The sequence below is a fragment of the Marinifilum sp. JC120 genome (assembly GCA_004923195.1).
Lineage (GTDB): Bacteria > Desulfobacterota > Desulfovibrionia > Desulfovibrionales > Desulfovibrionaceae > Maridesulfovibrio.
The window spans coordinates 53,272-74,314 of sequence record RDSB01000021.1; the positions used below are offsets into that span (position 1 = coordinate 53,272).

Consider the following 21,043-nt stretch of genomic DNA (forward strand, 5'->3'; position numbering starts at 1 on the left):
ATCATTTTCGGATTATGCGGCAGCTTTGCCGTAACAAAAGCTTTCGCCATGGCGAGCCGCAAAGTCTGAATCCTGCATTGCGATAATGCGCAGGCGACCTTTTGCACTGTGGGTATACGGGTCAAGAGTCAGATCAAGCCCACCCCACAGACCAACAAACAGATCGGAATAGTTGCCGAAGAAGACATCACCAGTGGCGACTTTATTTGTTACGCCTACGTTGTATCCGTTTACAGTGTTGCCCTGTTCCCAGATAAACCCGGCAACGCCCGGAACCTTAAGGGTTCCTTTAAAAGTTCCGCGCATACGGGCACCGAACAGGTAAGCCATGCTGTCAACATCAGCATTATCAGCCGAAACCTCAGTTTCCATCTGAATGATTTCCTGAAAAGTAGGCTTGCCAGCAGTGGCAAAAAGGACAGCGTTAACCCCGGTGGTATTTTTAAGGCCGAGAGGTTCATCAACACCAGTTCCATAATAGCCGAGATCGTCAAGCTTGTGCGCAAGCGCAATTGCAAGATCACGACGGACGAAAGCTTCTACATCAAGGCTGTTCTGCATAAGCAGGCGGCGTGAAATTTCACTCAATGCGCCAATTGTGGAAGGCGACATTTTAACCTGTCCGAAGTCACCTTCAGAACCTGTGGTATCTTCGTCTTCATTGACAACATAGCCCTGTGCCCCTGCAAGCTGTTTCGGAATTTCAATATTCCCGACAAGGCCAGCAAGCTTTGTACCCAGTCCCATAAGAAGACAACGAGCGCGAAGCATGTCAATAAAACTGTCGGCAAGAAGATTAGTGTCAACCAATACACCGCCGTGAGGGGCACTGCCAGTGCCTGTGGTGTAGGTACGAAGCAAAGGAGTGGTCAAAACTTCAGGGGGAACCATAATCCCCTGTGCATCACGTCCCATTTTCTGGGCTGCTGCTCTGGAGACGTCAAGTTCAAACCCTGCGGCGTCCCTTGCTTCATTGTTGTTGGGGTCAAGAGCGCGAAGAGCCTTGCAGAAAGAATAGTTCTGAATCTCACGCTCAGTAAGGCCGATAGGTTCGTTCATTTCATCCGGCGTGGCTTCGTCAGCCTGTCCTCTGGCATCCAGCTTTTCAAGCAGGAACTGGCGGAACTGGTCCGGGGTCTTACCTTCAGAAACAAAACGCTGTGCATCTTCAGGCGCATTATAGTCACGTCCGATTTTCAACAGTGCATTGGTCCTTTCGCGTTCATCGTTCAACGCCTTTTCACGAATCGCGGATTCATTAACACCACCGCCAGCGTCTTCAGGGGTTCCATTGGGTTTGGGCATTTCTCCCTCCTTAAAAGTGTTATCGCGTCCAACCCCTACGGAATGGTCAAGGGGAATGGTCACAAAAGAAATTTCATAGGGTTCCCAATCGGTAGCCCTGTATACGTCCAGATCGTCGTCGCGGGTTTCAACAAGCTTCACTTCATGAATGTCGAACCCTACGGAAATATGTCTAAGGATACCGTCCAGAACATCATTGTACTTTTCGTCTGCCCGCTTTCCTTTACCGAAACGAACTTCAGCACGGCCTTTGCCGTCAGCGTCAATCCGTGCAGTTTCCACCACACCCAGATGATCATCCCGTTTGTGGTTAAAAAGCACTGCACCGCCGTCGTTTAACCGCTTAAGACGGACAGCCTTTTCAGTGTGTTCAAGGATTAAATTTGTACGCCACCATTGCTCAAGCTCCGCATCACTGGAAAAAGCAACTTCAACAATGCGCTTTTCTTCATCAATGGCCCGGACACCTTCAACCGGGAAATATGCCCGGCGGCATCCCTGAACCGCATCAAGCGTCGGCTTTGTTCTCTGTTCCGGCATCGTCGCCGCCCTCCGTTTCATTTGTATTCTCTGCGGGCTTTTCCGTTGGAGCTATTCCAAGTTCGGCCCACTTTTCACGCTCTTCTGATATTTCTTCAAAAACGTCTTCCGGTACACCGCCCTGTTCACGGATTGTCGAAGATACAGACTTCATAAGCCCAGCCTGTTCTTCTCTGCTGGCGGCGACTTCTTTCGCCGGGTCTGCCCATTTCCAGCGACGGCCTTGGTAACGAGCCTGCATATACTGGTCGATCCGTTCAACCCGGAGCGGGTTTAATCCTATGGTGACGGCTTGAGCCAGCACAGCAACAGAAACCCACTCTTCAAAGACGGGTTGAACTAGCTTTTCAATGAACCAGCTTTGCAACTCCATCCACAGGTCGCGCTCATCAAGCATCCCTGCACGGATTGAGGAATAATTCACTTTGGATAGGTCACCAGAAAGGGAAGAATAAGAAACGCCAAGCCCGGCGGCGACTACGTGAAGAATCGTTTTATAGAACCCTTCAAATTCTCCCTGCGGATACTGCGGGTCCCATTTGTTGAACTTCCAACCAACAGGCAAAGTATCAAACGTACCCGGTTCAGCATCTAACGGAAAATCTTCTTCGAGTTCTTCATCGTCGTCGGCATCAACATCAACATATTCGGGATCAGCTTCAAAAAAGCCCATCTTCGACGCGCCGATATTAGCGTTGATAATCGCCGCCTCTTCGTACTTGTTTAGCTGGCGAAGACGCTGAAGCGCGGTTCCCATCCAAGAGAGTCCGCGCGGCTGGTTGATCATTTCCGGCACAAACAAGTGGATAATTTCATCCGCCGGAATACGTTCATAGTTGTTGCTGTTATGAATAACGCCGCTGTATAAATCATCAGCGTCTATGCGAAAATAGTAGGCAACGGGCTTGCCATATGAAGTAAACTCAATCCCAGCACGGACGTAGTTACCGTTTGAAAGTTTTTCCCTGTAATCAGAAGGACAACGGGCAGGGTCAATAAACTGAAGCTGAAAACGATACTTACCGTATTTGCGCCCTTTTAACTTCCGCGCAAAAACTTCACCATCACGCCCGACGGTTTCCATTGCCAGCCCTTGAAATGACCGCCAAGTATGAATGCCTGTAACGTCAGGGTTCTTACCCCAATCTTTCCAAGCAGCCGCAAGAGCTTCACGGGCTATTTTGTCGGCTTTACCGTCGGGACCTTTGACCGTGGGGGTAACTTGAACCCCGGCAGGGCCTACGACATTCTTTTTAACCAGCTTGAGAAATTTTTTACCGTGAGCGGTATTGTGGGAACACTCACGACCACGGGCGCACAAAATACGCCAGTTACGTTCAACAAGGAGCAAGGCCGAAATGGGTTCAGTTGTCCAGCCGGAATTTAGCCGGTCAACATTAGCTGATTCAAAATTGCCGGTTGCCGAACCGAAACCACGACGAAGGCCATGCGGCATAATATTTTTACCGCGTCCAAAACGCTTTGTTTTGCGTTCCGATTCCTGAACTGCTTCCTGCGGCACTTCAGAACGGCCTCTAAAAATATCCATGAGGTTCATACGCGAACCCTCACAGAACGAAATTTATTTTTACCGCGTTCTTGAAGTACTTTTGTTGCCAGCATCCCGCGTAATTTTTTAAGCTGATCAATGCTGTAATACTGAATCTTGCGCCCGTTGATTTCATAGTTCCAAACGGCATTGGTAGCTCTGCCAGCTAAAGCGGCATCGACAGCTTCAAGAGCTTTTTCGTTCTCTGTCCTACCGTCAAAGCCTGCCTCTTCAGCAAGCAAATCAGGGGAAACTTCCAACTTGCCGGAAAGCGGTACATGCTGTTCACCGTCACGCTGTACGACAACCTGCCACCAGTAAAGACCAACAGGAATATCAGTAGGAAGAACTACAGACCAACCAGAGCCAAGGACTACGCCCGCCGCATTTGATTTCCCCGGCCCACGAAGGGCGAGCGTTAACGCCCACCCTTCAACCGGAGTATATCCACTCACTTCTATCAAGCATGAAGCGGTTGAATTCTGTATAATTTTTTTAGGTATGCCTGTGATCATCGTTTAACAAAGCTCTGCCGTCTTCGGCGTTTCTTGTTTTTTTTCTTTTTTAACTTTGTTTTCGGTTCCGGTTCCACTGCGGTTTGAATGACCTTTTCGACCTGCTGGCTTTCCGCAATGACAACGTGCTTTTCTTCAGGTTCAATCAGTTCGGCCTTTTTCATAATCCGGGCCTTAACCTTTTTGATATTCGGGTTAACAATCAGCAACGCCGCATACGAATAGACACGACAATCAAGAGCCTCATTACGAGGACGGGTCTTGATCCAATCATGCTTTGGAAAACCTTTGACGTAACGAGTTATCCGTTTTTCAGCGGTCAACTGTTTAAAAAATTCTTCTTCGTATTTGGTGGGGTAATTATCTGGAAAGTGGCAACGTCCGGGGCCTTCTCCGTCCAAACCGAGCCGCTTATAAAGCAAGGTCTTGCTCTGGTCGGTGCCAACAGAAAAAAGTTCAACCGCGCGCCCCTTTTTACCGGACTTGCGCTTTGATGGAGCGGAAACAATGGGGATTCCTTCGCCGCCCTTACCCTTGATTGCAAAGCGGCGGGAAGCACGGCGTTTTTTGCAATAGCCGTAAACGGATTGGGTATTGCTACCACCAGAGTCAATCGCGGTTGCATAGACAGAGAGTTCAACCCCACTTTCATGCATCCACCGCTGATCAAGATAATCGTCAAGGGCATCCCATGTTTCGAGGCGATCCGGGTCACCGTAAATAATATGGTAGTCTACTGACCAGCTTTCCTCGCCAAGTCCCCACGCCACAACTTCACATTCAAGACGGTCAACCTGCGTATCAACCCCGGCTGTAAGAAACACGCCGCCCATCGGTACAGGTGCGCTGTAATGGGTACGGTTTTTCAATAAACCGGAATCGTCTATCTGGTCGCCTTTTTCTTCCCATGTTTCAGCAAGCGACACGTTGATAAATGATTGTTCATCACCAGCAGCTTTCTTGTCTAAAAAGGATTGGACAATATCTCTAAATTTTCGCCACGGGCTATAAAGCTCATTAAGATGAAAAGAGGCATGGCCCATAAAAGGACGGGAGGCAATCCACTCACCACCACGAAGCATGGCGGGCTTGTGTTTGTCTTCAATGACACACCCGCAATGCTCACAAATATAATGAGCGGTTTCAGGTAAATGGTTCCCGTCTTCGTCTTTATCCCACTTTACGTTAGCCCATTTCAGCCGCTCTTTAGTTCCACAATGCGGGCACGGCAGATAGTAATAACGCTGATCACCCTGCAAGAAAGCTTTTTCAATTCGTGAAAAACCCTTGATTGTGGGGGTGCTGGTTTCAATCAGCTTGCGTCTATCGCCAAACGTTGCAGCACGTTGCCAGAGAAGCTGGACCGCGTCGCCTTCCGCCGTGATTGTATAGCCGTCGATTTCATCACAGTTGATAATAGGAGCGGAACGCCCGCGCATAGTGTTTGTTGACCCGGACCATGAAAACATGAGGAACCCGCCGGGGAAAGACTTCATCAACGCATTGTTTACACCATCACGCCCGCGCGGTTTTGCGATTACATCTTTAATACAAGGGGTATCATTCAGGAGCGGGGTTAATTTTGTTTCCGACCATGTTTTTAAATCCGACTGCGTGGGGTGCATCATCATCACGGACTTAGGGTCTTGCGAAATATTGTAACCGATACCGTTGTTGACGCACTCGGTTTTTCCGACCTGTGCCGACCACATAAGCGAAACCCGGCGCGTCACCTTATCACCGATACAGTCCATCGGTTCGCGCTGGTAAGGCGCGTTGTCAGTCCTCCACGGGCCGGGCATGGCGTTAGCGTCTGAAATCACACGGTGCATATCTGCCCACTCGGAAACAGTGAGGCGTTCCGGCGGCAAGAAAAGGTTAAAGGCCTTATTTATTACAAAATAAATACCCTTCCGGTTAGCTAAAGACTCAGTTTCCGGGATCATCCATCACGTCCTCTATCAACTCAGCTTCAGCCAGCGACCGTAAAGTAAGGTCAATCTCTTCTTCTAAAATATCTTTTATCTCGGTTTCTGATTCAGACGCTAAAAGTCGAAGGGCTACGCGTTCCGGCAAAGCAAGCACGGCCTGCCGAACTTCAATAAATGCCGTGGCTATAGCGCGCTCAACTTCATCAACCAAGCAAACCTCACGCAAGGCTTGCGCTGAAGCAACGCGCTTGATTTTTAGATCTTCGACAAGGAGGGCCTTCAGCAAATCGGCCCGGCTCATTCCTTCATCAGTTACACCGACTTCCTTTTCAACCGCCCGGTCAACATGCCACTGTACACATTCAGCAAGATCAAATTGCCATGGCTTCCCCCTGCCGCCTTCCTGAACACATGGCATCCCCTCACGAACCCGAACAGAAACCGTCGGCAAAGAAATGCCCAAAGCAACGGCAAGACCCTGCTTATCGACAATGGAAATATCGCCGGGCGCGGGTTTAGTGCTTTTTTTCTTTTCTTTCTTTTTGGATTCTTTTTTCATTTTAAATAGTTATCCGACTTATCCACAGGTTTTAAATAATAGAAACAGAAAATAAATTCTGAAGGCCACGCAGAAATTGAGACCTGCGTGGCAGCGTCTACCCTCTAACCACCCCCCTCAGGAAGGACCCGAAGGGCTTTCTAGCGCATTCTAGTAACGTTTAGCGTGTTCTAGTGTTTGAACAGCATTGTTTTCGGGAAAGTTTCCGGTTTAAGCACTAGAAGATAACTGGTCTCGTCTCCGCATACGATAAAGTATTGTCTGCACTGTATTTCTTTTGATACCGAGGCGACGCGCAATATCCGACACCGTCCGCCCTTCAGCACTCAATTCTGCAATCTTCCGGTTACGTTCGGCCTTCACCGCTGAAGAACACCGCGCCAGTGGCATGGACATGCTAGGAAACTCTTCAATCAGTCGCTGTGCTGCATCAGTGCCGACGACGGTAACGAGCCAGTGCGACGGCTTCAATTGCTTGGGAATATATAGCGACCTGAACTGAACCGCCTGTGCAAGTTTCAATGTCTTCTCTTTACCGATTACGTCGGCGATAACTTGAGCCGTGGGAGGTAATGCCGCTTCCATCGCTTCACCCTCATTTTGCCGTCTTTGCTATAGTGCAAAGCCGGGCTGACAAAATATCCAAAACCGGGCGACCAACGAAACCGACAAGGGTTGTTACCGGGGCTGCATATCCCCCCGGAACGCCTGCCGCTTCCATCAGCCTGTAAAGCACCCAACCAACGAAAGCAGCTGTAGCAGCCGCCACAAGCTTTCCTTTCCATGTACAAGGGCCGTCCGGTTGCATGATCCGAACAACCCCGCCGATAAGCCCAAGCAGGGCCGGGAAACAAATTTCCCAACCCTGCACAAGCATGTTCATGAAAGTACGTTCGGGCATTAGTCCGCCGCCTTACCCTTGGGTGTGAGGTCGGGCAGGTCGCGCAATTCCTGTGTTCCCTGTTCGAATTCTTCAAGGCCGGGAACGTCATACCCTTCAGCACTCAGCCGCTTTGCTGTCTGGAACGCTTCAAGGCCAAGCTTAAGACCGGACGCAATGAGAGACATAGTTACCGGGTCCATTATTCACCTTCCTTTGTGCTGTTGGTGGGCAGGGGTTCGACAATGCGGGCCTTGCCGAGCAGGGCTACCGCGTCGTTGATTGCTTTCCATGCGGAATTTTTCAAATCTTCAATGTCATTGGGGGCTGTCTTGTATCTGGCAAAAGTGGATGCAGCCGAGCGATACGCAATGATTGCCGCCTTCGCTTTATCCATGACCGGGGCAACCTCTTCTTCCATGAACGAGACCTGTTCCGGGGCAAGGGTTTCATGCAATGATTCATATTCCCGATGCAGGGCCATATAATGAATCTTCATTTCCTTACCCACTGAAAGGGCTTGATCCTGCGGCGACAGGTTCATAAGCGCGCACCCCTGAAGCAAAACAGGCATTGCCAACAGCACAAGGAGTGTGGAACTATTACTCTTTACTTTTTTAATGGGCTTCTCAGCTTTAAAGCGTCCGTAGATACCAAGCCCCATACCTACAAGACCACCAGCAGCAACACCTAGTTCAAGCAACTGGCGTTGTGTCTCGCCGTCAATTTCTTTACCTGCAAGCGAAGCTACAAGAGCAATCGCCGTTACAATCACGCCCCAAATGGTACGAGACTGCAAAAAGTGTTTTCCATCACTCATTTTAAAAACCTCCATAAGTTTAATAAAACAAAAAGGCTTGCACCTTTTCTAAGATACAAGCCTTTTTTAACACATTATTGTGCATCGAATCATGCACATATGGTCAGATATGATTTATATGATATTTTATAACCTTTTTTCTCCCTGTATTCTCTTTGCCAGATACTCAAAACCACATTTCATATCGTCCAAATACACTTCAAGCGACACTTGAACATTGCCGCATTCCTTACACTCACGAACACGAACAATATTACCACCGTCTTCACTAGTACGACTCACCTTTGTATCTGAACCACATTTTTTACACACTAGAGCCATTCTTAGCCCTCCTCTACGCCTTCTACAGTGCGAGATTCGATAAATGTGTCTAAATCAGCCTTACGGACGCGATACAACGGCCTTTTGGAGCTACCAATATTACATGCCTTCAATTCCTTGCTATGAATCAGGCGGCGCACCCAATCAGGACGGGCGTTAAGCTTTTCGGCTACTGCTTTGACTGTGAGAGTTTGAAGATTAGGCACTTAAACGCGCTCCCATGTTTTTGATTGCCCGGCGGCGGGCTGCATCCCGGAACGACAGGTAATGTTTGGTACTTTTCGGGTCGCTATGACCCAAAGCGGTTGAAACTTCCATAAACGGCTCAACCTGCTCACCATCAGCCAACAGCCCGAGCATAAATTCAAAGAGTTCGTTAGCAAAAGTCTTTCTCAAACTGTGAGTGCCGACCTGATCCGCGACACCGCACCCGGTGAATGCGTCCAGCAGCACCCGGCGGGCTTGCGTGTACGATATGGCCTTATTCTTGTTGCCCTGTGCCCGGAACAGGAAAACATCCTGACCGGGCCATTGCAGGGCATGTACTTGATGCAGTATTTCTAATTGCGCCTCACGCGCAAGGTAGACAGTCCGGCTTTTCTGAGAGCCTTTCATATTCCGGCGGGCAACGCGCAACAGTGACCGTATTTTCTTGTTTGCAACAACGTCCTTCACGCGCAAGGAAAGCATTTCCTTGATGCGGAAGCCCGCCAGCACGCCAAGCACAAACAGGCATCTATTCCGGGTTGCGTATCGGCCTGTGAAGCTGTCATGGATAAGCTGGACTTCTTCCCGGCTTAGTGGGCGGCAACCTTGCATTTAGGACTCCTGAAGCTCAAGCACGAAGCGTTCATAGTTCCGCACGGCTTCGGATACGGTGCCGCTACCGAGCAGGGTGTTATAAAACTCCTTCCAGTATTCCGCGAGAGCCTTCACGTCGTCGGCATCAGGAAGCGGAACGGGTACGCGCCTGTAGTGAGCGCGGGCCATGAGGATTGCGTACTTCAGGTTGAATTCAAGGGCTTCAGAATCCGGCCCGCGATCCATACGGGCGATTTCAAGAATCTGCCTGCCGCGCTCTTCACGGTAGGCAAGGTAATTTTCCCATATATCGTCGTGGGTATTGCCTTCCATCTGGAAAACCCCCAAAGCCGGGCCTCCGTTAAGCTGGCGGACAAACGTTCCCATATGGCTTTCCTGTGCCGCCGTCATAAGCAGCAACTTAACCGCAGAGGGTGAATACCACCCGATTTCTTTTAACGTGCGTGTTATCAAATCTTCAAGTTGAGCTTTAAAAATAGCCATTTACGCCTCCTTTGCGGCATATGTTACCGGGTCCGTTCGCCTCTATTCAGCGGCACCCGTTTTGGTTGATAATTTTTAAGCATTGCAAGAATTTCCCGGCACTTGCCCAAATCAAGATCCCGCTTTTCGTCGGTCATGACGGGCGGCAGTGGAATCAAGCTTTGCGTGGGCCGCACACCTGCCATTAATGCCCGGTGCGCTCTCACAACATCCCCCACCGAAGGGAACATTTTGTTGTCTCGCCGGGCCAGTGAACATGCATCAAGAAAATCTTTCGCGCCCATGCCTTCGTTTGTGCAGTCCTGCCAATAAATACGGGCGATAGCCTTGATACCTGCGGCTGTATGACCGCAATGAGGATAAAGCACTTTCATGGCGAGAAGCTCTTTCTCAACCTGTTGTAACTGCAACGAAACTTCCATCGCCGTCTCCTTCTCCGTCTGCAAGCATCTGCCTTGCTATTGCATCATTCTCCGCCGCCATGCCTTGAGAAACGGTGTTAATCTTCATGCCCTGATAGCTTGGCGCGGCACCATTACCCGGCCCGACATTCGGCTGGTTCGGTGTTGGCGGTTGCGGCTCTTCTCGAAAATTGCCTTCAAGCACCTTGACCATGTTTCCCGGCTTCAGCAGCCAATCAAACCCGGCTTTCCAGTCTTTTTTCTGGCCCAGCAAAAAGGGGCACTGAAGCACAAGTTTAAAATATTTCTCCCACCACTCGACAGACTGCCGGGCTTTGTTGTTCCGCCAAGCAGCCTTGAGGGTAGACTTGCGTTTAGGCGTTAAGTCCTTGACCTGCGGAAGCATGGGCAGGATGCGGTTATATGCCTCCGCAATCTCAGCATGCGGGCAATTCGGGATTTTCGGACCTTCCACCTTTTCGGTTTTGTCCTCTTGAGCGGCTTCGGGTTGCTGTTCAGGTTCGGTGGGCTTTTCGTTAGCCGGGGAAGAATCGTTTTTCTCATCAGCAGGCGCGCCGACGTCACCGCCGGGTGACGTATTCTCTTCTGCCTTTATCCCTGCTCCCTGCTCCCTGCTCCCTGCTCCCTGATTAGCGATAGCCTTTTCGCAAGGTTCCCCGAAGGCTTTCTCAAAGGCTTTCTGAAAGCCTTCTGAAAGGCAGCAAATCAAGGACTTAGTGTTGAAAAGGAGTTCCGTTTTCAGTGTGCATTCAGGCAAACTCTTGAAGCCAGCGGCCCACCCTTTCACCACATTGGGTGATTCCGGTGAATTGTGCTTCAGGAAGTTAGGGAACCACAAAAAGCCAGCCTTCGGGTCATACTCCGCCATGCCTTTGTCTAAGACTTCCTGAAAGGCTTCCTCAAAGGCTTTTAGTTCCATGCTTAGCTCAAAAGCCAAGCCCGGAACATTGCCGCGCAATGCACCGAGTGAGGTAGTAGTGGGATGGGTTAAGATAAATAAGAAAATGAACTTTGCGTCGTTGGATAACTCGCGGAATCGTTCATCGTTCCATATGTGAGTAGATATTTTCCGGTATTTTTTCTTTTCCATGGCTCTTTGCTTGATTTTAAAAGGTTAATCACTTAAAATTAAGCCTCATTATTGATTGAATTTAGGGGTTGCTACCTAAGTTCGCCTGAAGCCCTCTTAGTACCCTTGAGGGCTTTTTTCTTTGCTTCTTCCTGCTCCATCCATGTCCGTCCGTTAAAGCAGCCAGCACAGCAGTATTTCAAAGCCTTCCAGCGCGCGTCGCTGTACTCTTCGCCTGTTTGGGCATTGATGCGGCGGATCACCTTAGTGCAGCCACGGCCCGCACAGGGCTTACTTTCCGGCGCGTTCTTCACTGTTCCATTGCTGCATGGCAAATTCTCTGGACTCTTCAAGCCCGCCAGCATGACCGCAGTCATTACAAACAACCTGAAAATGTCCGGTGTACCGGAACCTCACCGAGTAGCCGCCGCACTTTGGGCAACGCTTATGGGAATCGATATTCTTAGCCATTATGAACCCCTGAATTTAACTTTTCACCATGGCTTTAATGCCGTTCCGCCAATGAAGAGCTACAGAAATGAATTCCATAACTTCCTTGTCGAACTCCGCGAATTCGTGAGGTTCGATTTTGCCGTCCTGCATAATGTCCGCAAATTTAACCACGGAGTCGCTAAACTCTTTGGTGGTACGGTTCATATCATTTTCAAGGGTTCCGGCAGATATGCCAGCTTCTGGGAGAGAAACAACCGCCATGCCCATCTGGTGGGCAATGGCTTCAAGCGGCGCGGTTGATTCGCAAGTTTTCATGAGGGGGGCAAGATCAAGCACACCCATTTTCGCGCCTGAGTCTTCAGGGTTTAATTCCTTGTATACGGTCCAATGGCTCTTATTTCCGCCAAAAGTCTCCTCGGTAATCTGTTCAACCGACATAGACGGATGCTCAAGCACCATTTTCTGAATTTCAACAGCTACGCTTTTTCGCTCGTTCACTTGATTATACTCCTTCCAATGCGGACACCCTCTTGTAGTAGAAGGGGTTATCCTCTGGTGATATTCTTTGTTTGAAGTTGAGGTTTAGAGCCACACTTTTGCTGATTCTCGCGACATTTCCGGCACTGTTCCGGCATCGGGAATGTGCGACGGTGAGCGAACAAGGGACAATTAGGGTTACATGCTGACATTAGGGCCTCCGTGATCTTTGACATTTGCTTTTTAGACCTTCCTTCTGATACCGGGATTAAGAACGCCAATTTTTAAACCTGTGACCAAAAGGAAGGCCAAATATGGAAAAGGACCATTCCACTCATTCAACCTTTGACGAAAAGGAAAAGAACAAGATAGTCCAAGACTATTTAGATAAGGGATACGAACAGGTTCCTCCCTCATTCAAATTAAAGCCAAAACAATTCCAAGTAATTGAAAACCTCCGTAATGCCGGGGGTACTCAAAGAGCATACTGGGATTTTAACTTTAAAGATTAGTCCCGGTCTCTGGGGTCGTAGCTTTCGTCCCATTCGTCTACGGCACACAGAACAAACTTATCTGCCATATTTTTTACTGTGGTAACGATTATGGGATGGGCGGGAACGCTCTTGTAAGTCATGTCGCTTCCGCCCTTCTCGTAAAAAATGAGGCTGTAGCCCGCGCCGACTTCATCAAGGGCTTTGGTGAGTTTTTTCTTAAGGTCTTGAATTTCCGGGGTGCCGTAAGTGCGAAATTGCGTAACTCCATCAGGGCTGGTCAGCGTTTTGGATTTAGTAGGGCAGCACTTAATAAGGTTTTTATGCGGGATACCATTCGTGTAGCCTGTTGTTACTGTCACCCCGTTTTTTTTGCAGAGGTCTTGAAGTTCCTGCTTAAGTGCGAAAATTTTAGTGGCAAGTCCTGAAATCTGATCAAGGTCTATCTGCTGGTTTTCCATAGCTCCTACACTCCTTCATTTTTCTGGTTATTGGGCTGCTGGTCGCCGTAAACGAAAGGCCAAAGCTTTTCGATATTTGCCCCGGACAACCCGGAACTGCCTTTGCAAAAACGCGAAAGCGAAGCTTGATCCACCCCGCTCTTTTTGGCGAGTTTGGTTACTGACCATCCGGGGGCATTCCCGACCAATTTATGGATGTCAGTTCTAAAGTTTTGCTGGGTGAAGTTTGTTTTCATGACCAAACATATATGCGATTTCGCATTATGACTCAAGATGTTTATGCGATTTCGCAGATTGACTTGATAAGAAAGTGGAGTATGTGAAATATCATGGGATATGAAGAAATCGTAAGAGAGCAAATTGAACTGGCAGTTGAAGCGGCGGGCAACCCCACGGTGCTTGCTAAAGCTTGTGGTATTGAACAATCCTCACTAGCGCGCTACCTAAAACGCGAACAGAGAGGACTTGGCTTTAGTAGCCTTGTCAAAGTCATGGACTACCTAAACAATACAATGTCCATAACACCCCTTGCTCCCCATGGTGAAAACGGAAACGGCAGTATAGTTAATCCAGATCAGCCCATACCTGAATCTTCCGGGGCAATCGTTCCTGTTTATCAATTCGCCGCTGGCGGACTTCCGATCTCACTGGCTGAGATTGAACCCATGTGTGAAGTCTGCATTCCACAAAAATTCGTATTCCCCGGCCTCATGGTTGTGCAGGTCATGGGTGATTCAATGTCGCCACTAATCCGCGACGGCGCATATATTGGAATAAATAAACAGGGGAAAAAACTTGTACCGGGCCGTGTATACGCGGTAGAAGTTCCCTATGAAGGATTAACCATTAAGCGGGTTTTTCTTGACCCAGCCCAAGGTGAACTGATACTTCGCCCAGAAAATCCCACCCACCCGGAAATGAGAGTCCCCATAGAAGGCCGCGATGGCCTTATCGTCGGTGAGGTAATGTGGGAAATGCAAAATTTAAATTGATTGACCAAGCTTGATTAGCACCTATATTATTAGTATAGATTGCGTAGTGGTTCATCTATGCACATAAAATGACAATTTTTAGTCATGCTTGAGGGATAATATGATTAAAGCAACCCCAGCAGTTGAAAACCTCATTGAGGAAATCAGCCTTGCGATAGCAAAGGGAAATATCAACGAAATTAAAATGGCTTACTTTAAGAGAAAAGCTAAAAATTTAATGAACGCTGATACCACCCAAGCTTATTGTGCTCTTGGCATTCTTTGGGGCGAAGAAGAAAATGAAAAGCTTTCCAGAAGCTGCTATCAGCAAGCTCTTGAGACAGCTGGCCCCCTTGAGCATGCGCAAGTTTTATTTAACTACGGCATCTCCCTTATTAACTTAGGTTATTACGAAGAAGGCCGAAACAATATCTTAGAAGCTGTGAAGACAGATAACACAAACCTCCTTTTTCTTAGTAAGTTAATAGAGGTACTGTATGACTATGAAGACAACGAATTGCCCAAATATTTAACTAGATGGGAAAAACTTCACGATGGAGAAATCCACCCTATAGCCGAAGAGATCGAAGACGCTGAAGACATTCTGGAAGCCCTTGAATCAATCAAGAAAGAGGGTACTGTTAGTTGGGAACAAGTAAAAGCTGAGTGCAATCTTCAATAACATGTACGACGTAGAATTATCCAAAATTGCAGACAAGCAATTTAAAAAGCTCCCTGCTAATATTCAAGCCCAACTTCAAGAAACAATTGATGGACTAAAAGAGAACCCACGTCCGCACGGATATAAGAACTTAAAGGGAAAGCTCTCTGAATATTACAGAGTAAGATCAGGTAACTACAGGATAATCTACTCAATAGAAGATGAACAGTTGACGGTTTACCTGCTAAAAATTGGTGACCGCAAACAAGTTTATAAAAAATAATCTCTACAAATAAAAAATATTACCCCGCCCCGGCGGGGTTTTCTTTTGTCTTTCATAATGCGAAATCTCATAAATCGCTTGACCAGCAATGAGCTATCGCATAAAACGATATTCAACACAGCGAAACAAGCCCGACCGCACCGCGCAAGAAGCCGGAGCCAGTACAGCTTGAATCAACATGTGAACTTGAAAATTGAATATCGGTGTTTGTGAGGATGGAGTTCAGAGGCGAGGGAAAACCCAATGCGAAGCGGGGATTGCAGAAAGCCTTTTAGCCGAGGAAACCGCCAAGCTAGTTTAAGCCTTTAAGGTGACCTACGCGGGTAAGTACCCTGAACAGCCCACCGATGGAGCGCGCTGCAACGTGGCTCCATCCTCACAAGCACCGAATCACTAAGGAGGCCCAATGAAAGTAGAACTCAGCATTCACGACGACAAAGAGCTTCGGGCGCATATCAAAGCCGTCATTAAAGGCGAAATTACCAGCATTGCCCGGAGTGAAATCACAGACATCATCGCCGATGTTGTGGACAAAAAACACGCGCCTAACGTGCGCGCGCTCTTCGAAGACGTAGTCCAGAAAGAAGTCCGTAATGCCGTGGGAGGCACATCCGGGCTTCGCAATCAGATCAGGGAAATGGTGCGCGATTATGTCGCAAAAGAGGTGCAAGTCACCCTTAAAAACAAATAAACAATTTTAACCGTTTATCCGAGGAAATTATGAGCGACAACAGACTTTCAATCGCCCACCTCAAGGGCGGCGCAATTATCGAGATGGGCGACCATATGCTTATGGAGCTTATCGAGAACGTCATGGACCCGAACACTAAAGCCGACGCGGTACGTAAGCTCACACTTGAATTAGTAGTGAAGCCCGGCAAAGACCGCGCGGTGGGTTCCTTTGAAATCCGCACTAAATCCACCCTTGCCCCGCAAGCGGCGGTAGAAGGCACTCTGTCCTTCGGTCACGACTCCGACGGCTGTTCCAGTGCATCCGAAATCGGCGGAGAAATTGACCCTAACCGAGTTCTTCTCCCCGGCACCGTAACCGACAACAAGTCGGCGGCGGCAGGCGATAGCAACGACGAAGAAACAATCGAACCCACCAACCATAAAGTAACGCCCATGCAACGGGCGGGAGGCATGTAGATCATGAGTGAAGGAATGAGTGTTGAACTGATCGAAAAAATACAGGAAATGACCGACATTCCCGACAAGGTTGTCGAGATCGACGGACGCAAATACACCGAAAGAAACTTTAAGGCGATCAAAGAACCGCTCCCCGGTATTATGGAAGTTTCCACGCTGACCTCACTTGTTGACTACATCGCAGCCAACAAAGACAACCTTGACCTTGAATCGTTGATTGTTCATGTGGACAGCCCCACGAGCGTTCGTATCCGCTCTAATCTGTTCGGCGAATTCAAACAGCGTGAAGAGTACGTCCGGGCCTCCCCATACCTGCCCGACTATGACCATTTTTACGGTCGCAAATACGCTAAAGAAGAATTCATTCCCTGCCTTCAGTCCATGTTCATGGAAAACGCAAACAGGGAACTTTTGCTTACCACTCTGGCCCATGTCCGTCTTGAAGGCGGCGCGGACCTTGAAGACGACGGCATCACTCAGAAGGTAACCGTGCATACCGGAGCGGTTCGCGTCGACCAAAAAGAACTTCCGAACCCATTGAAGCTGATCCCCTTCAGCACCTTCCCCGACGTTGAACAGCCGGAACGTATGTTCACCTTCCGCCTGTACCCGGACGGCTCTTGTCGCTTGATCGAAGCCGACGGCGGAGCATGGCGCGCAATCGCGGCCCGCACCGTAAAAGAATTCCTCGAAAAAGAACTTGAAACCCACGAAATCAAAGTGACCATCATCGCATAGTCGCTTTTCTCCACCTCGTACCGGGCCGGGGGGCTAACCATCCCCCGGCCTTAATTTTTACCGGAGTATGAACCATGTATCGCGCTGAAAAATTTCTTATCAACTGCCCTCTAATCAAAGAAGGCGGTGTGCTGAACAGACTGAAGAAAGCCAAGGCCATAGCCCCCTTTAACGCTAAGAAAGTCGCAAAGCTGGGTTGCAGTTCCAGCGAAAAGGCTTGCTTGGATTTCGCACTCACCCTCGGCATCAAACCAGTTGAAAACCGTACATGGTCCGCCAGCCCTCATTATTACGGCAAAGAATTCCTCATTCACGCGGGTAAGCTGGTTGACCGGGAGGTAGTCAAGAAAGGCCAGAAGATTGAAGCGGCTGCACTAAATCTTGCCTGCCTGAATTCTGGATATACCGAACTCGACTTTTACGACGAAATTGAAGGCAAAGAGCATGTATTCAAGACAGGTGGCCTTGTCGGGCGCGCCGTCCTTACGGGCTGCACTTGCTTCCGTTCACCTTGGGCTATGCCGGGCAAGATTCACTGGCTCTTTGAAAAAGCATCTACTGTACCGTTCCGGCCTCTAAAGGGTCAGCTTAAAATTTTTGCGGTAAAATTTGGGGGCAACCATGCTTAAATGCCCCTTCTGCAAAACCACGAAAGGCAAGGTCAGCGGCAAGGATACTTCCGCCGCTACACGTCGCCATACAGCCCGCAAACCTAAATTCTATGTCCGCTGTACCAACTGCAACGCGCGCGGCCCCATCGGGCGCACTGAAGAGGAAGCGGTTAAGCTTTGGAAAACGGAAGTCTCAAAAGCTCCCGTCTCCTTGCTTGACATTCAGCCCAGCAACACCGTGCTTGTGCGCTTCTTCCATCAAGGCGCATTCATAGCGGACCTTGGAGTTTTCACCGGGGAAGACCTTGAATATTGCAAACAACGCGCTCTTACCTTCGCTCACAGCGAAGCAACGCGCATCAAGTGCAACGAGAAATCCCACGGCTCAGTGAGGGTGATTACCCCTGAAGACGAACATCACCCGATATGGACAAGTAACCACCTGCCCGACAATAGCGGGTGGACTTACGAAGCGAGATAAATCATGAACGCACTACGTAACCAGACAAGTATGTTCAGCGTAGACTACATGGTTGCTGAAGCTATTGATTTTTTACGTGAGCACGAACCTCCGGAAGGTTATTATCTTGGTTTTTCCGGTGGGAAGGACAGCATCGTCATTAAGAAACTTGCGGAAATGGCAGGAGTGAAATTCAGTACATACTATTCCGCCGTAGGAATCGACCCGCCGGAACTGGTTAAGTTTATCCGTCGTTATCATCCTGAAGTCGAATTCTTGCACCCGGAAATGACTATGTGGGAGGGGATAAAAAAGAAATGTCCTCCTTTGGCTCGGTCAAGATGGTGCTGTGATGTTCTAAAAAAAGATCCGGGAAAAAACATACCCTTGCCCCACCGAATCATGGGGCAAAGAGCCGAAGAATCAGCCCGTCGAGCTTCAAGAGGACAAATTGATATTTTCAAAAAACAAACAACCTATAAGCCGATTTTTAAATGGACCTCATGGCATATTTGGGAATTCATTGAAACACTCAATCTTCCCTATTGTGAACTATATGATCAAGGTTTTGACCGTATCGGCTGTGTGGTTTGTCCATTCCTCTTAGGTCCCTCGGCAGGCAAAAAAACAAGACGACAACAGTCAATTGAACGCTGGCCCGGAATGTGGAAAGCATACGAGCATAGTTGTTCAGTCTGGTTTCATTCCATTATGGAAAAATCGGGCGGCAAGATTAAAAAACAAAAACATGATTCTTTTGCGGAATACTGGCCCGCATATCTCAATGGTTTTGAATAAGAAGAAGAGAGGTTGATCAAATGAGTACCTTAATACGTGGCCCCTTTTTCGGTACAGTGGAAGCCGCCGCAAAATATTGTGGTATGACCCGAACAGCTTTCGGCAAACTCAAAAAGCAATACCTCATCCCCAAAAATGCAGGACCGGAAAAAAAGCAGTACGCGGCATCCGACCTTGACGCATTCATGGCGGAGCCTGAACAATTCAAACTCACTCGCAAGCAAAAAAACACAAGCTCAATCAGCTTGAATGAAATGGGAGTGTAAATGGCTTATCAGCGCGGCAACAGGTGGTATGTAAAATACCGGGAACCAGACACAGGCAACCAGCGTACAGCAAGTTTCGACTCAAAAGAAGATGCCGAATACTGGCAGACTAAATTCAAGTACGATAAGAAGCACAACAAAAAGGCCGTGCAGCCTGTTACCCAGCAGGACCGCACCCTTGCCGGGGTAATCAAGGCATACTACCAGAGCCGCCGTGGTGAGATTAAGAAATCAACCATCAAGTCGGATTTTTATCGCCTTAATACTGTAATCCTGCCCCTGATCGGCGGCAAAGCTATTCGCCAGCTTACCAAGGCCGATATTGAAAATGTGATTGATGGATACCGCGCCCGCAAGAACAAAAATACATCTATCAACCGCGCGCTAGATATTCTTCGTTCAGTTTTGAAATACGCGGAAAACATGGACTTGATCAAATCCGCACCCAATATCCGCCGCCTGAAAGATGATAAAGAAGTCATCAAGCCCCCGACCCCTGCCGAGGCTAAAAAGCTGCTCTCCGTGGCCCTGCCGCACGTAAAGCGGACTATCCTTCTAAGTTGTGCAACCGGAATCAGGCCGGGTACATCCGAATTATTCAAAGTTACATGGGCGGACATTGATTTTGAACGCGCGGAAATGTTTGTTGAATCCGCGAAAAAAGGCGGGCTTGCTCAAAGGGTTGTCCCACTTCGCGCTGATATTATGGCCCTACTGAAAGAATGGTTCCGGGAAGATAACGAAGATATTTCAAAAACGATTATTCATTGGAAAGGCCAGCCCATCAAGAACCACATCCGTTCCGGCTGGAAGCGTGCGCTGAAAAAGGCTGGGATAACCCGCCGCCTACGTCCCTACGACCTGCGCCACCACTTCGCCACCTACGCGCTATCCGCTGGCAGCGACATTAAAAGCGTTGCCGACGCAATGGGCCACACAGACCCATCAACCACCATGAGAGTTTACCAGCACGTACTACAGCGGGCGAAACGGGATGCGGTGGAGTCTTTGCCGTCGTTGACGGATGGGGAAGGTTAATAATGACTATGAGCTAGTAAATTTTCGATAATAACTATAAATTTATTTCTTATCTTAGCTTGAAATTCATCCCTTTTTTTTCTGCCTTCTAGGGAAGCTTTCCACTCCTTCTCATTCTCAGCATAAAACATCAAAAGGAAAACAAACTTCCCGACCTCTTTATCAAAAGTTTCTCCCATAAAATCTTGATTTTGCTTCAAATAATTAAATATTTCGCTATCCGGGTCAGCACCATCGACAAAAGCTTTAGTCGTTAATACAATCGCATTAATTAAAGTTTTTTTATAAAGATGATTATCACGCTTGAATTTAAGTTCATCTATGGCAACTTGTCTTTCAATAATATTATTTTGCTGCTCAACTATTTTTTTTTGCTCTTTCTGGATTCGATAAGTAAGAAAAGCGAGAACCGTAGTCACAGCAGCAATTACCAGCGTAACACCGTCACCAATTGAAAACGAAAAATTCCATTCTAAAACGTTCCATGCTTTTTCAAAACCGTCCAGATTTAGCATTTAAATTCCCTTCAAAAATTATGATTTTATTGCTGGCAAAACCAGAGATATACCAACCTAAACCAAAAGGGAATAATAGAGGTAAAATGGGTAGCACAAAGCGTAGCACAGCACCCCAAAAAAAGGCCATTTGTAGCACAAACCAAGCTTATAACCGCCTGAATTAATTAGTCGGCGTTCACGTTCGGGACGCAGAGACCGGAGGTTCAAATCCTCTCATCCCGACCAGATAATTCAAGGCACTTACGAAGAAATTCGCAAGTGCCTTTTCTTTTTGCTGCCCTATTGCTAACAATCAAGAGGACTAGGGGTCTACACCAAAGAAAGGGGCGATAGCCCGATTGACCAAATTTCCAACCGTTAATTTTCTTATCGACTACCCGCACAAAACGCGTACACGCAGTCGATAATTTTCAAAGTTTCTAAACCCGTATGCCCGCCTTTGGATGAGCTTC

The 21,043-nt window shown here is 48.3% G+C and carries 33 protein-coding genes; 12 read left to right on the forward strand and 21 right to left on the reverse strand.

Going from position 1 to position 21,043, the window contains the following annotated elements; translation table 11 throughout:
- Positions 1–12: 12 nt before the first annotated feature.
- From D0S45_17420 to D0S45_17500, 17 genes are all read right to left on the reverse strand, one after another.
- Positions 13–1,866 (reverse strand): phage major capsid protein, encoded by a 1,854-nt coding sequence (locus D0S45_17420; protein ID TIH12750.1) that lies wholly within the window; start codon positions 1,864–1,866, stop codon positions 13–15.
- Positions 1,814–3,403 (reverse strand): phage portal protein, encoded by a 1,590-nt coding sequence (locus D0S45_17425; GenBank protein ID TIH12751.1) that lies wholly within the window; start codon positions 3,401–3,403, stop codon positions 1,814–1,816. The genes D0S45_17420 and D0S45_17425 overlap by 53 nt, the downstream gene beginning before the upstream one ends.
- Entirely contained in the window at positions 3,400–3,909 is a 510-nt protein-coding gene (locus D0S45_17430) for a hypothetical protein (GenBank protein TIH12752.1), read from the reverse strand. The genes D0S45_17425 and D0S45_17430 overlap by 4 nt, the downstream gene beginning before the upstream one ends.
- Positions 3,906–5,855, reverse strand: a complete 1,950-nt coding sequence (locus D0S45_17435) for a phage terminase large subunit family protein (GenBank protein ID TIH12753.1) — start codon at positions 5,853–5,855, stop codon at positions 3,906–3,908. The genes D0S45_17430 and D0S45_17435 overlap by 4 nt, the downstream gene beginning before the upstream one ends.
- Positions 5,839–6,399 (reverse strand): hypothetical protein, encoded by a 561-nt coding sequence (locus D0S45_17440; protein TIH12754.1) that lies wholly within the window; start codon positions 6,397–6,399, stop codon positions 5,839–5,841. The genes D0S45_17435 and D0S45_17440 overlap by 17 nt, the downstream gene beginning before the upstream one ends.
- A 210-nt stretch (positions 6,400–6,609) precedes the next feature.
- Positions 6,610–6,984: a hypothetical protein gene (locus tag D0S45_17445; GenBank protein TIH12755.1), complete on the reverse strand. Its 375-nt coding sequence runs from the start codon at positions 6,982–6,984 to the stop codon at positions 6,610–6,612.
- Positions 6,985–6,994: 10 nt separating this feature from the next.
- Positions 6,995–7,300, reverse strand: a complete 306-nt coding sequence (locus tag D0S45_17450) for a hypothetical protein (GenBank protein TIH12756.1) — start codon at positions 7,298–7,300, stop codon at positions 6,995–6,997.
- On the reverse strand, positions 7,300–7,482 hold the full coding sequence (locus D0S45_17455) for a hypothetical protein (GenBank protein ID TIH12757.1): 183 nt from the start codon (positions 7,480–7,482) through the stop codon (positions 7,300–7,302). Before D0S45_17455 ends, D0S45_17450 begins: the two co-directional genes overlap by 1 nt.
- The gene (locus tag D0S45_17460; protein ID TIH12758.1) at positions 7,482–8,099 is read right to left on the reverse strand and encodes a hypothetical protein; all 618 of its coding nucleotides are present in this window, start codon (positions 8,097–8,099) and stop codon (positions 7,482–7,484) included. The genes D0S45_17455 and D0S45_17460 overlap by 1 nt, the downstream gene beginning before the upstream one ends.
- A gap of 126 nt (positions 8,100–8,225) precedes the next feature.
- Positions 8,226–8,420 carry a hypothetical protein gene (locus D0S45_17465; protein TIH12759.1) on the reverse strand — a complete coding sequence of 65 codons (195 nt, stop codon included), beginning with the start codon at positions 8,418–8,420 and terminating at the stop codon, positions 8,226–8,228.
- Positions 8,421–8,422: 2 nt separating this feature from the next.
- A complete protein-coding gene (locus D0S45_17470) occupies positions 8,423–8,626 on the reverse strand; it encodes a DNA-binding protein (GenBank protein ID TIH12760.1) in 204 nt (67 codons plus the stop codon).
- Positions 8,619–9,239 carry an integrase gene (locus tag D0S45_17475; GenBank protein ID TIH12761.1) on the reverse strand — a complete coding sequence of 207 codons (621 nt, stop codon included), beginning with the start codon at positions 9,237–9,239 and terminating at the stop codon, positions 8,619–8,621. Before D0S45_17475 ends, D0S45_17470 begins: the two co-directional genes overlap by 8 nt.
- Entirely contained in the window at positions 9,240–9,725 is a 486-nt protein-coding gene (locus tag D0S45_17480) for a hypothetical protein (protein TIH12762.1), read from the reverse strand.
- A 23-nt stretch (positions 9,726–9,748) separates the two neighbouring features.
- Complete coding sequence (locus D0S45_17485; GenBank protein TIH12763.1) at positions 9,749–10,147, reverse strand: hypothetical protein; 399 nt, start codon at positions 10,145–10,147, stop codon at positions 9,749–9,751.
- Positions 10,116–11,237, reverse strand: coding sequence for a hypothetical protein (locus D0S45_17490; protein TIH12764.1), 1,122 nt, complete (start codon positions 11,235–11,237; stop codon positions 10,116–10,118). Before D0S45_17490 ends, D0S45_17485 begins: the two co-directional genes overlap by 32 nt.
- A 270-nt stretch (positions 11,238–11,507) precedes the next feature.
- The gene (locus D0S45_17495; GenBank protein ID TIH12765.1) at positions 11,508–11,687 is read right to left on the reverse strand and encodes a hypothetical protein; all 180 of its coding nucleotides are present in this window, start codon (positions 11,685–11,687) and stop codon (positions 11,508–11,510) included.
- Between the two features lie 15 nt (positions 11,688–11,702).
- Positions 11,703–12,167, reverse strand: a complete 465-nt coding sequence (locus tag D0S45_17500) for a hypothetical protein (protein ID TIH12766.1) — start codon at positions 12,165–12,167, stop codon at positions 11,703–11,705.
- A 293-nt stretch (positions 12,168–12,460) separates the two neighbouring features.
- On the opposite strand from D0S45_17500, the gene D0S45_17505 reads away from it, so the two are divergent.
- The gene (locus D0S45_17505; protein ID TIH12767.1) at positions 12,461–12,658 is read left to right on the forward strand and encodes a hypothetical protein; all 198 of its coding nucleotides are present in this window, start codon (positions 12,461–12,463) and stop codon (positions 12,656–12,658) included.
- On the opposite strand, the gene D0S45_17510 is transcribed toward D0S45_17505, so the two are convergent.
- On the reverse strand, positions 12,655–13,098 hold the full coding sequence (locus D0S45_17510; protein ID TIH12768.1) for a hypothetical protein: 444 nt from the start codon (positions 13,096–13,098) through the stop codon (positions 12,655–12,657). The genes D0S45_17505 and D0S45_17510 overlap by 4 nt on opposite strands.
- 5 nt (positions 13,099–13,103) lie before the next feature.
- A complete protein-coding gene (locus D0S45_17515; protein TIH12769.1) occupies positions 13,104–13,334 on the reverse strand; it encodes an XRE family transcriptional regulator in 231 nt (76 codons plus the stop codon).
- Positions 13,335–13,427: 93 nt separating this feature from the next.
- Between D0S45_17515 and D0S45_17520 the strand changes: the two genes are divergently transcribed.
- The 11 genes from D0S45_17520 (at position 13,428) to D0S45_17570 (ending at position 20,073) form a co-directional block, all read left to right on the forward strand.
- Positions 13,428–14,090, forward strand: a complete 663-nt coding sequence (locus tag D0S45_17520; protein TIH12770.1) for a hypothetical protein — start codon at positions 13,428–13,430, stop codon at positions 14,088–14,090.
- Positions 14,091–14,190: 100 nt separating this feature from the next.
- Positions 14,191–14,751, forward strand: a complete 561-nt coding sequence (locus D0S45_17525) for a hypothetical protein (protein ID TIH12771.1) — start codon at positions 14,191–14,193, stop codon at positions 14,749–14,751.
- 1 nt (position 14,752) lies between these two features.
- Positions 14,753–15,013 (forward strand): type II toxin-antitoxin system RelE/ParE family toxin, encoded by a 261-nt coding sequence (locus tag D0S45_17530; protein TIH12772.1) that lies wholly within the window; start codon positions 14,753–14,755, stop codon positions 15,011–15,013.
- Between the two features lie 406 nt (positions 15,014–15,419).
- A complete protein-coding gene (locus D0S45_17535) occupies positions 15,420–15,704 on the forward strand; it encodes a hypothetical protein (protein TIH12773.1) in 285 nt (94 codons plus the stop codon).
- Positions 15,705–15,733: 29 nt separating this feature from the next.
- Positions 15,734–16,162, forward strand: coding sequence for a hypothetical protein (locus D0S45_17540; protein ID TIH12774.1), 429 nt, complete (start codon positions 15,734–15,736; stop codon positions 16,160–16,162).
- A 3-nt stretch (positions 16,163–16,165) separates the two neighbouring features.
- On the forward strand, positions 16,166–16,900 hold the full coding sequence (locus D0S45_17545; GenBank protein ID TIH12775.1) for a hypothetical protein: 735 nt from the start codon (positions 16,166–16,168) through the stop codon (positions 16,898–16,900).
- A 74-nt stretch (positions 16,901–16,974) separates the two neighbouring features.
- Positions 16,975–17,529 (forward strand): hypothetical protein, encoded by a 555-nt coding sequence (locus tag D0S45_17550; GenBank protein ID TIH12776.1) that lies wholly within the window; start codon positions 16,975–16,977, stop codon positions 17,527–17,529.
- Positions 17,522–17,992, forward strand: a complete 471-nt coding sequence (locus tag D0S45_17555) for a hypothetical protein (GenBank protein TIH12777.1) — start codon at positions 17,522–17,524, stop codon at positions 17,990–17,992. The genes D0S45_17550 and D0S45_17555 overlap by 8 nt, the downstream gene beginning before the upstream one ends.
- A gap of 3 nt (positions 17,993–17,995) precedes the next feature.
- Complete coding sequence (locus tag D0S45_17560) at positions 17,996–18,769, forward strand: phosphoadenosine phosphosulfate reductase (protein TIH12778.1); 774 nt, start codon at positions 17,996–17,998, stop codon at positions 18,767–18,769.
- A gap of 20 nt (positions 18,770–18,789) precedes the next feature.
- Complete coding sequence (locus D0S45_17565) at positions 18,790–19,035, forward strand: hypothetical protein (GenBank protein TIH12779.1); 246 nt, start codon at positions 18,790–18,792, stop codon at positions 19,033–19,035.
- Positions 19,036–20,073, forward strand: a complete 1,038-nt coding sequence (locus tag D0S45_17570) for a site-specific integrase (protein TIH12780.1) — start codon at positions 19,036–19,038, stop codon at positions 20,071–20,073.
- Here the strand turns inward: D0S45_17570 and D0S45_17575 are convergent.
- Together D0S45_17575 and D0S45_17580 are read right to left on the reverse strand one after the other, a co-directional pair.
- Positions 20,070–20,588, reverse strand: coding sequence for a hypothetical protein (locus tag D0S45_17575; protein TIH12781.1), 519 nt, complete (start codon positions 20,586–20,588; stop codon positions 20,070–20,072). The genes D0S45_17570 and D0S45_17575 overlap by 4 nt on opposite strands.
- 376 nt (positions 20,589–20,964) lie before the next feature.
- The coding region (locus D0S45_17580; protein ID TIH12782.1) for a hypothetical protein at positions 20,965–21,043 on the reverse strand (79 nt) is incomplete at its 5' end.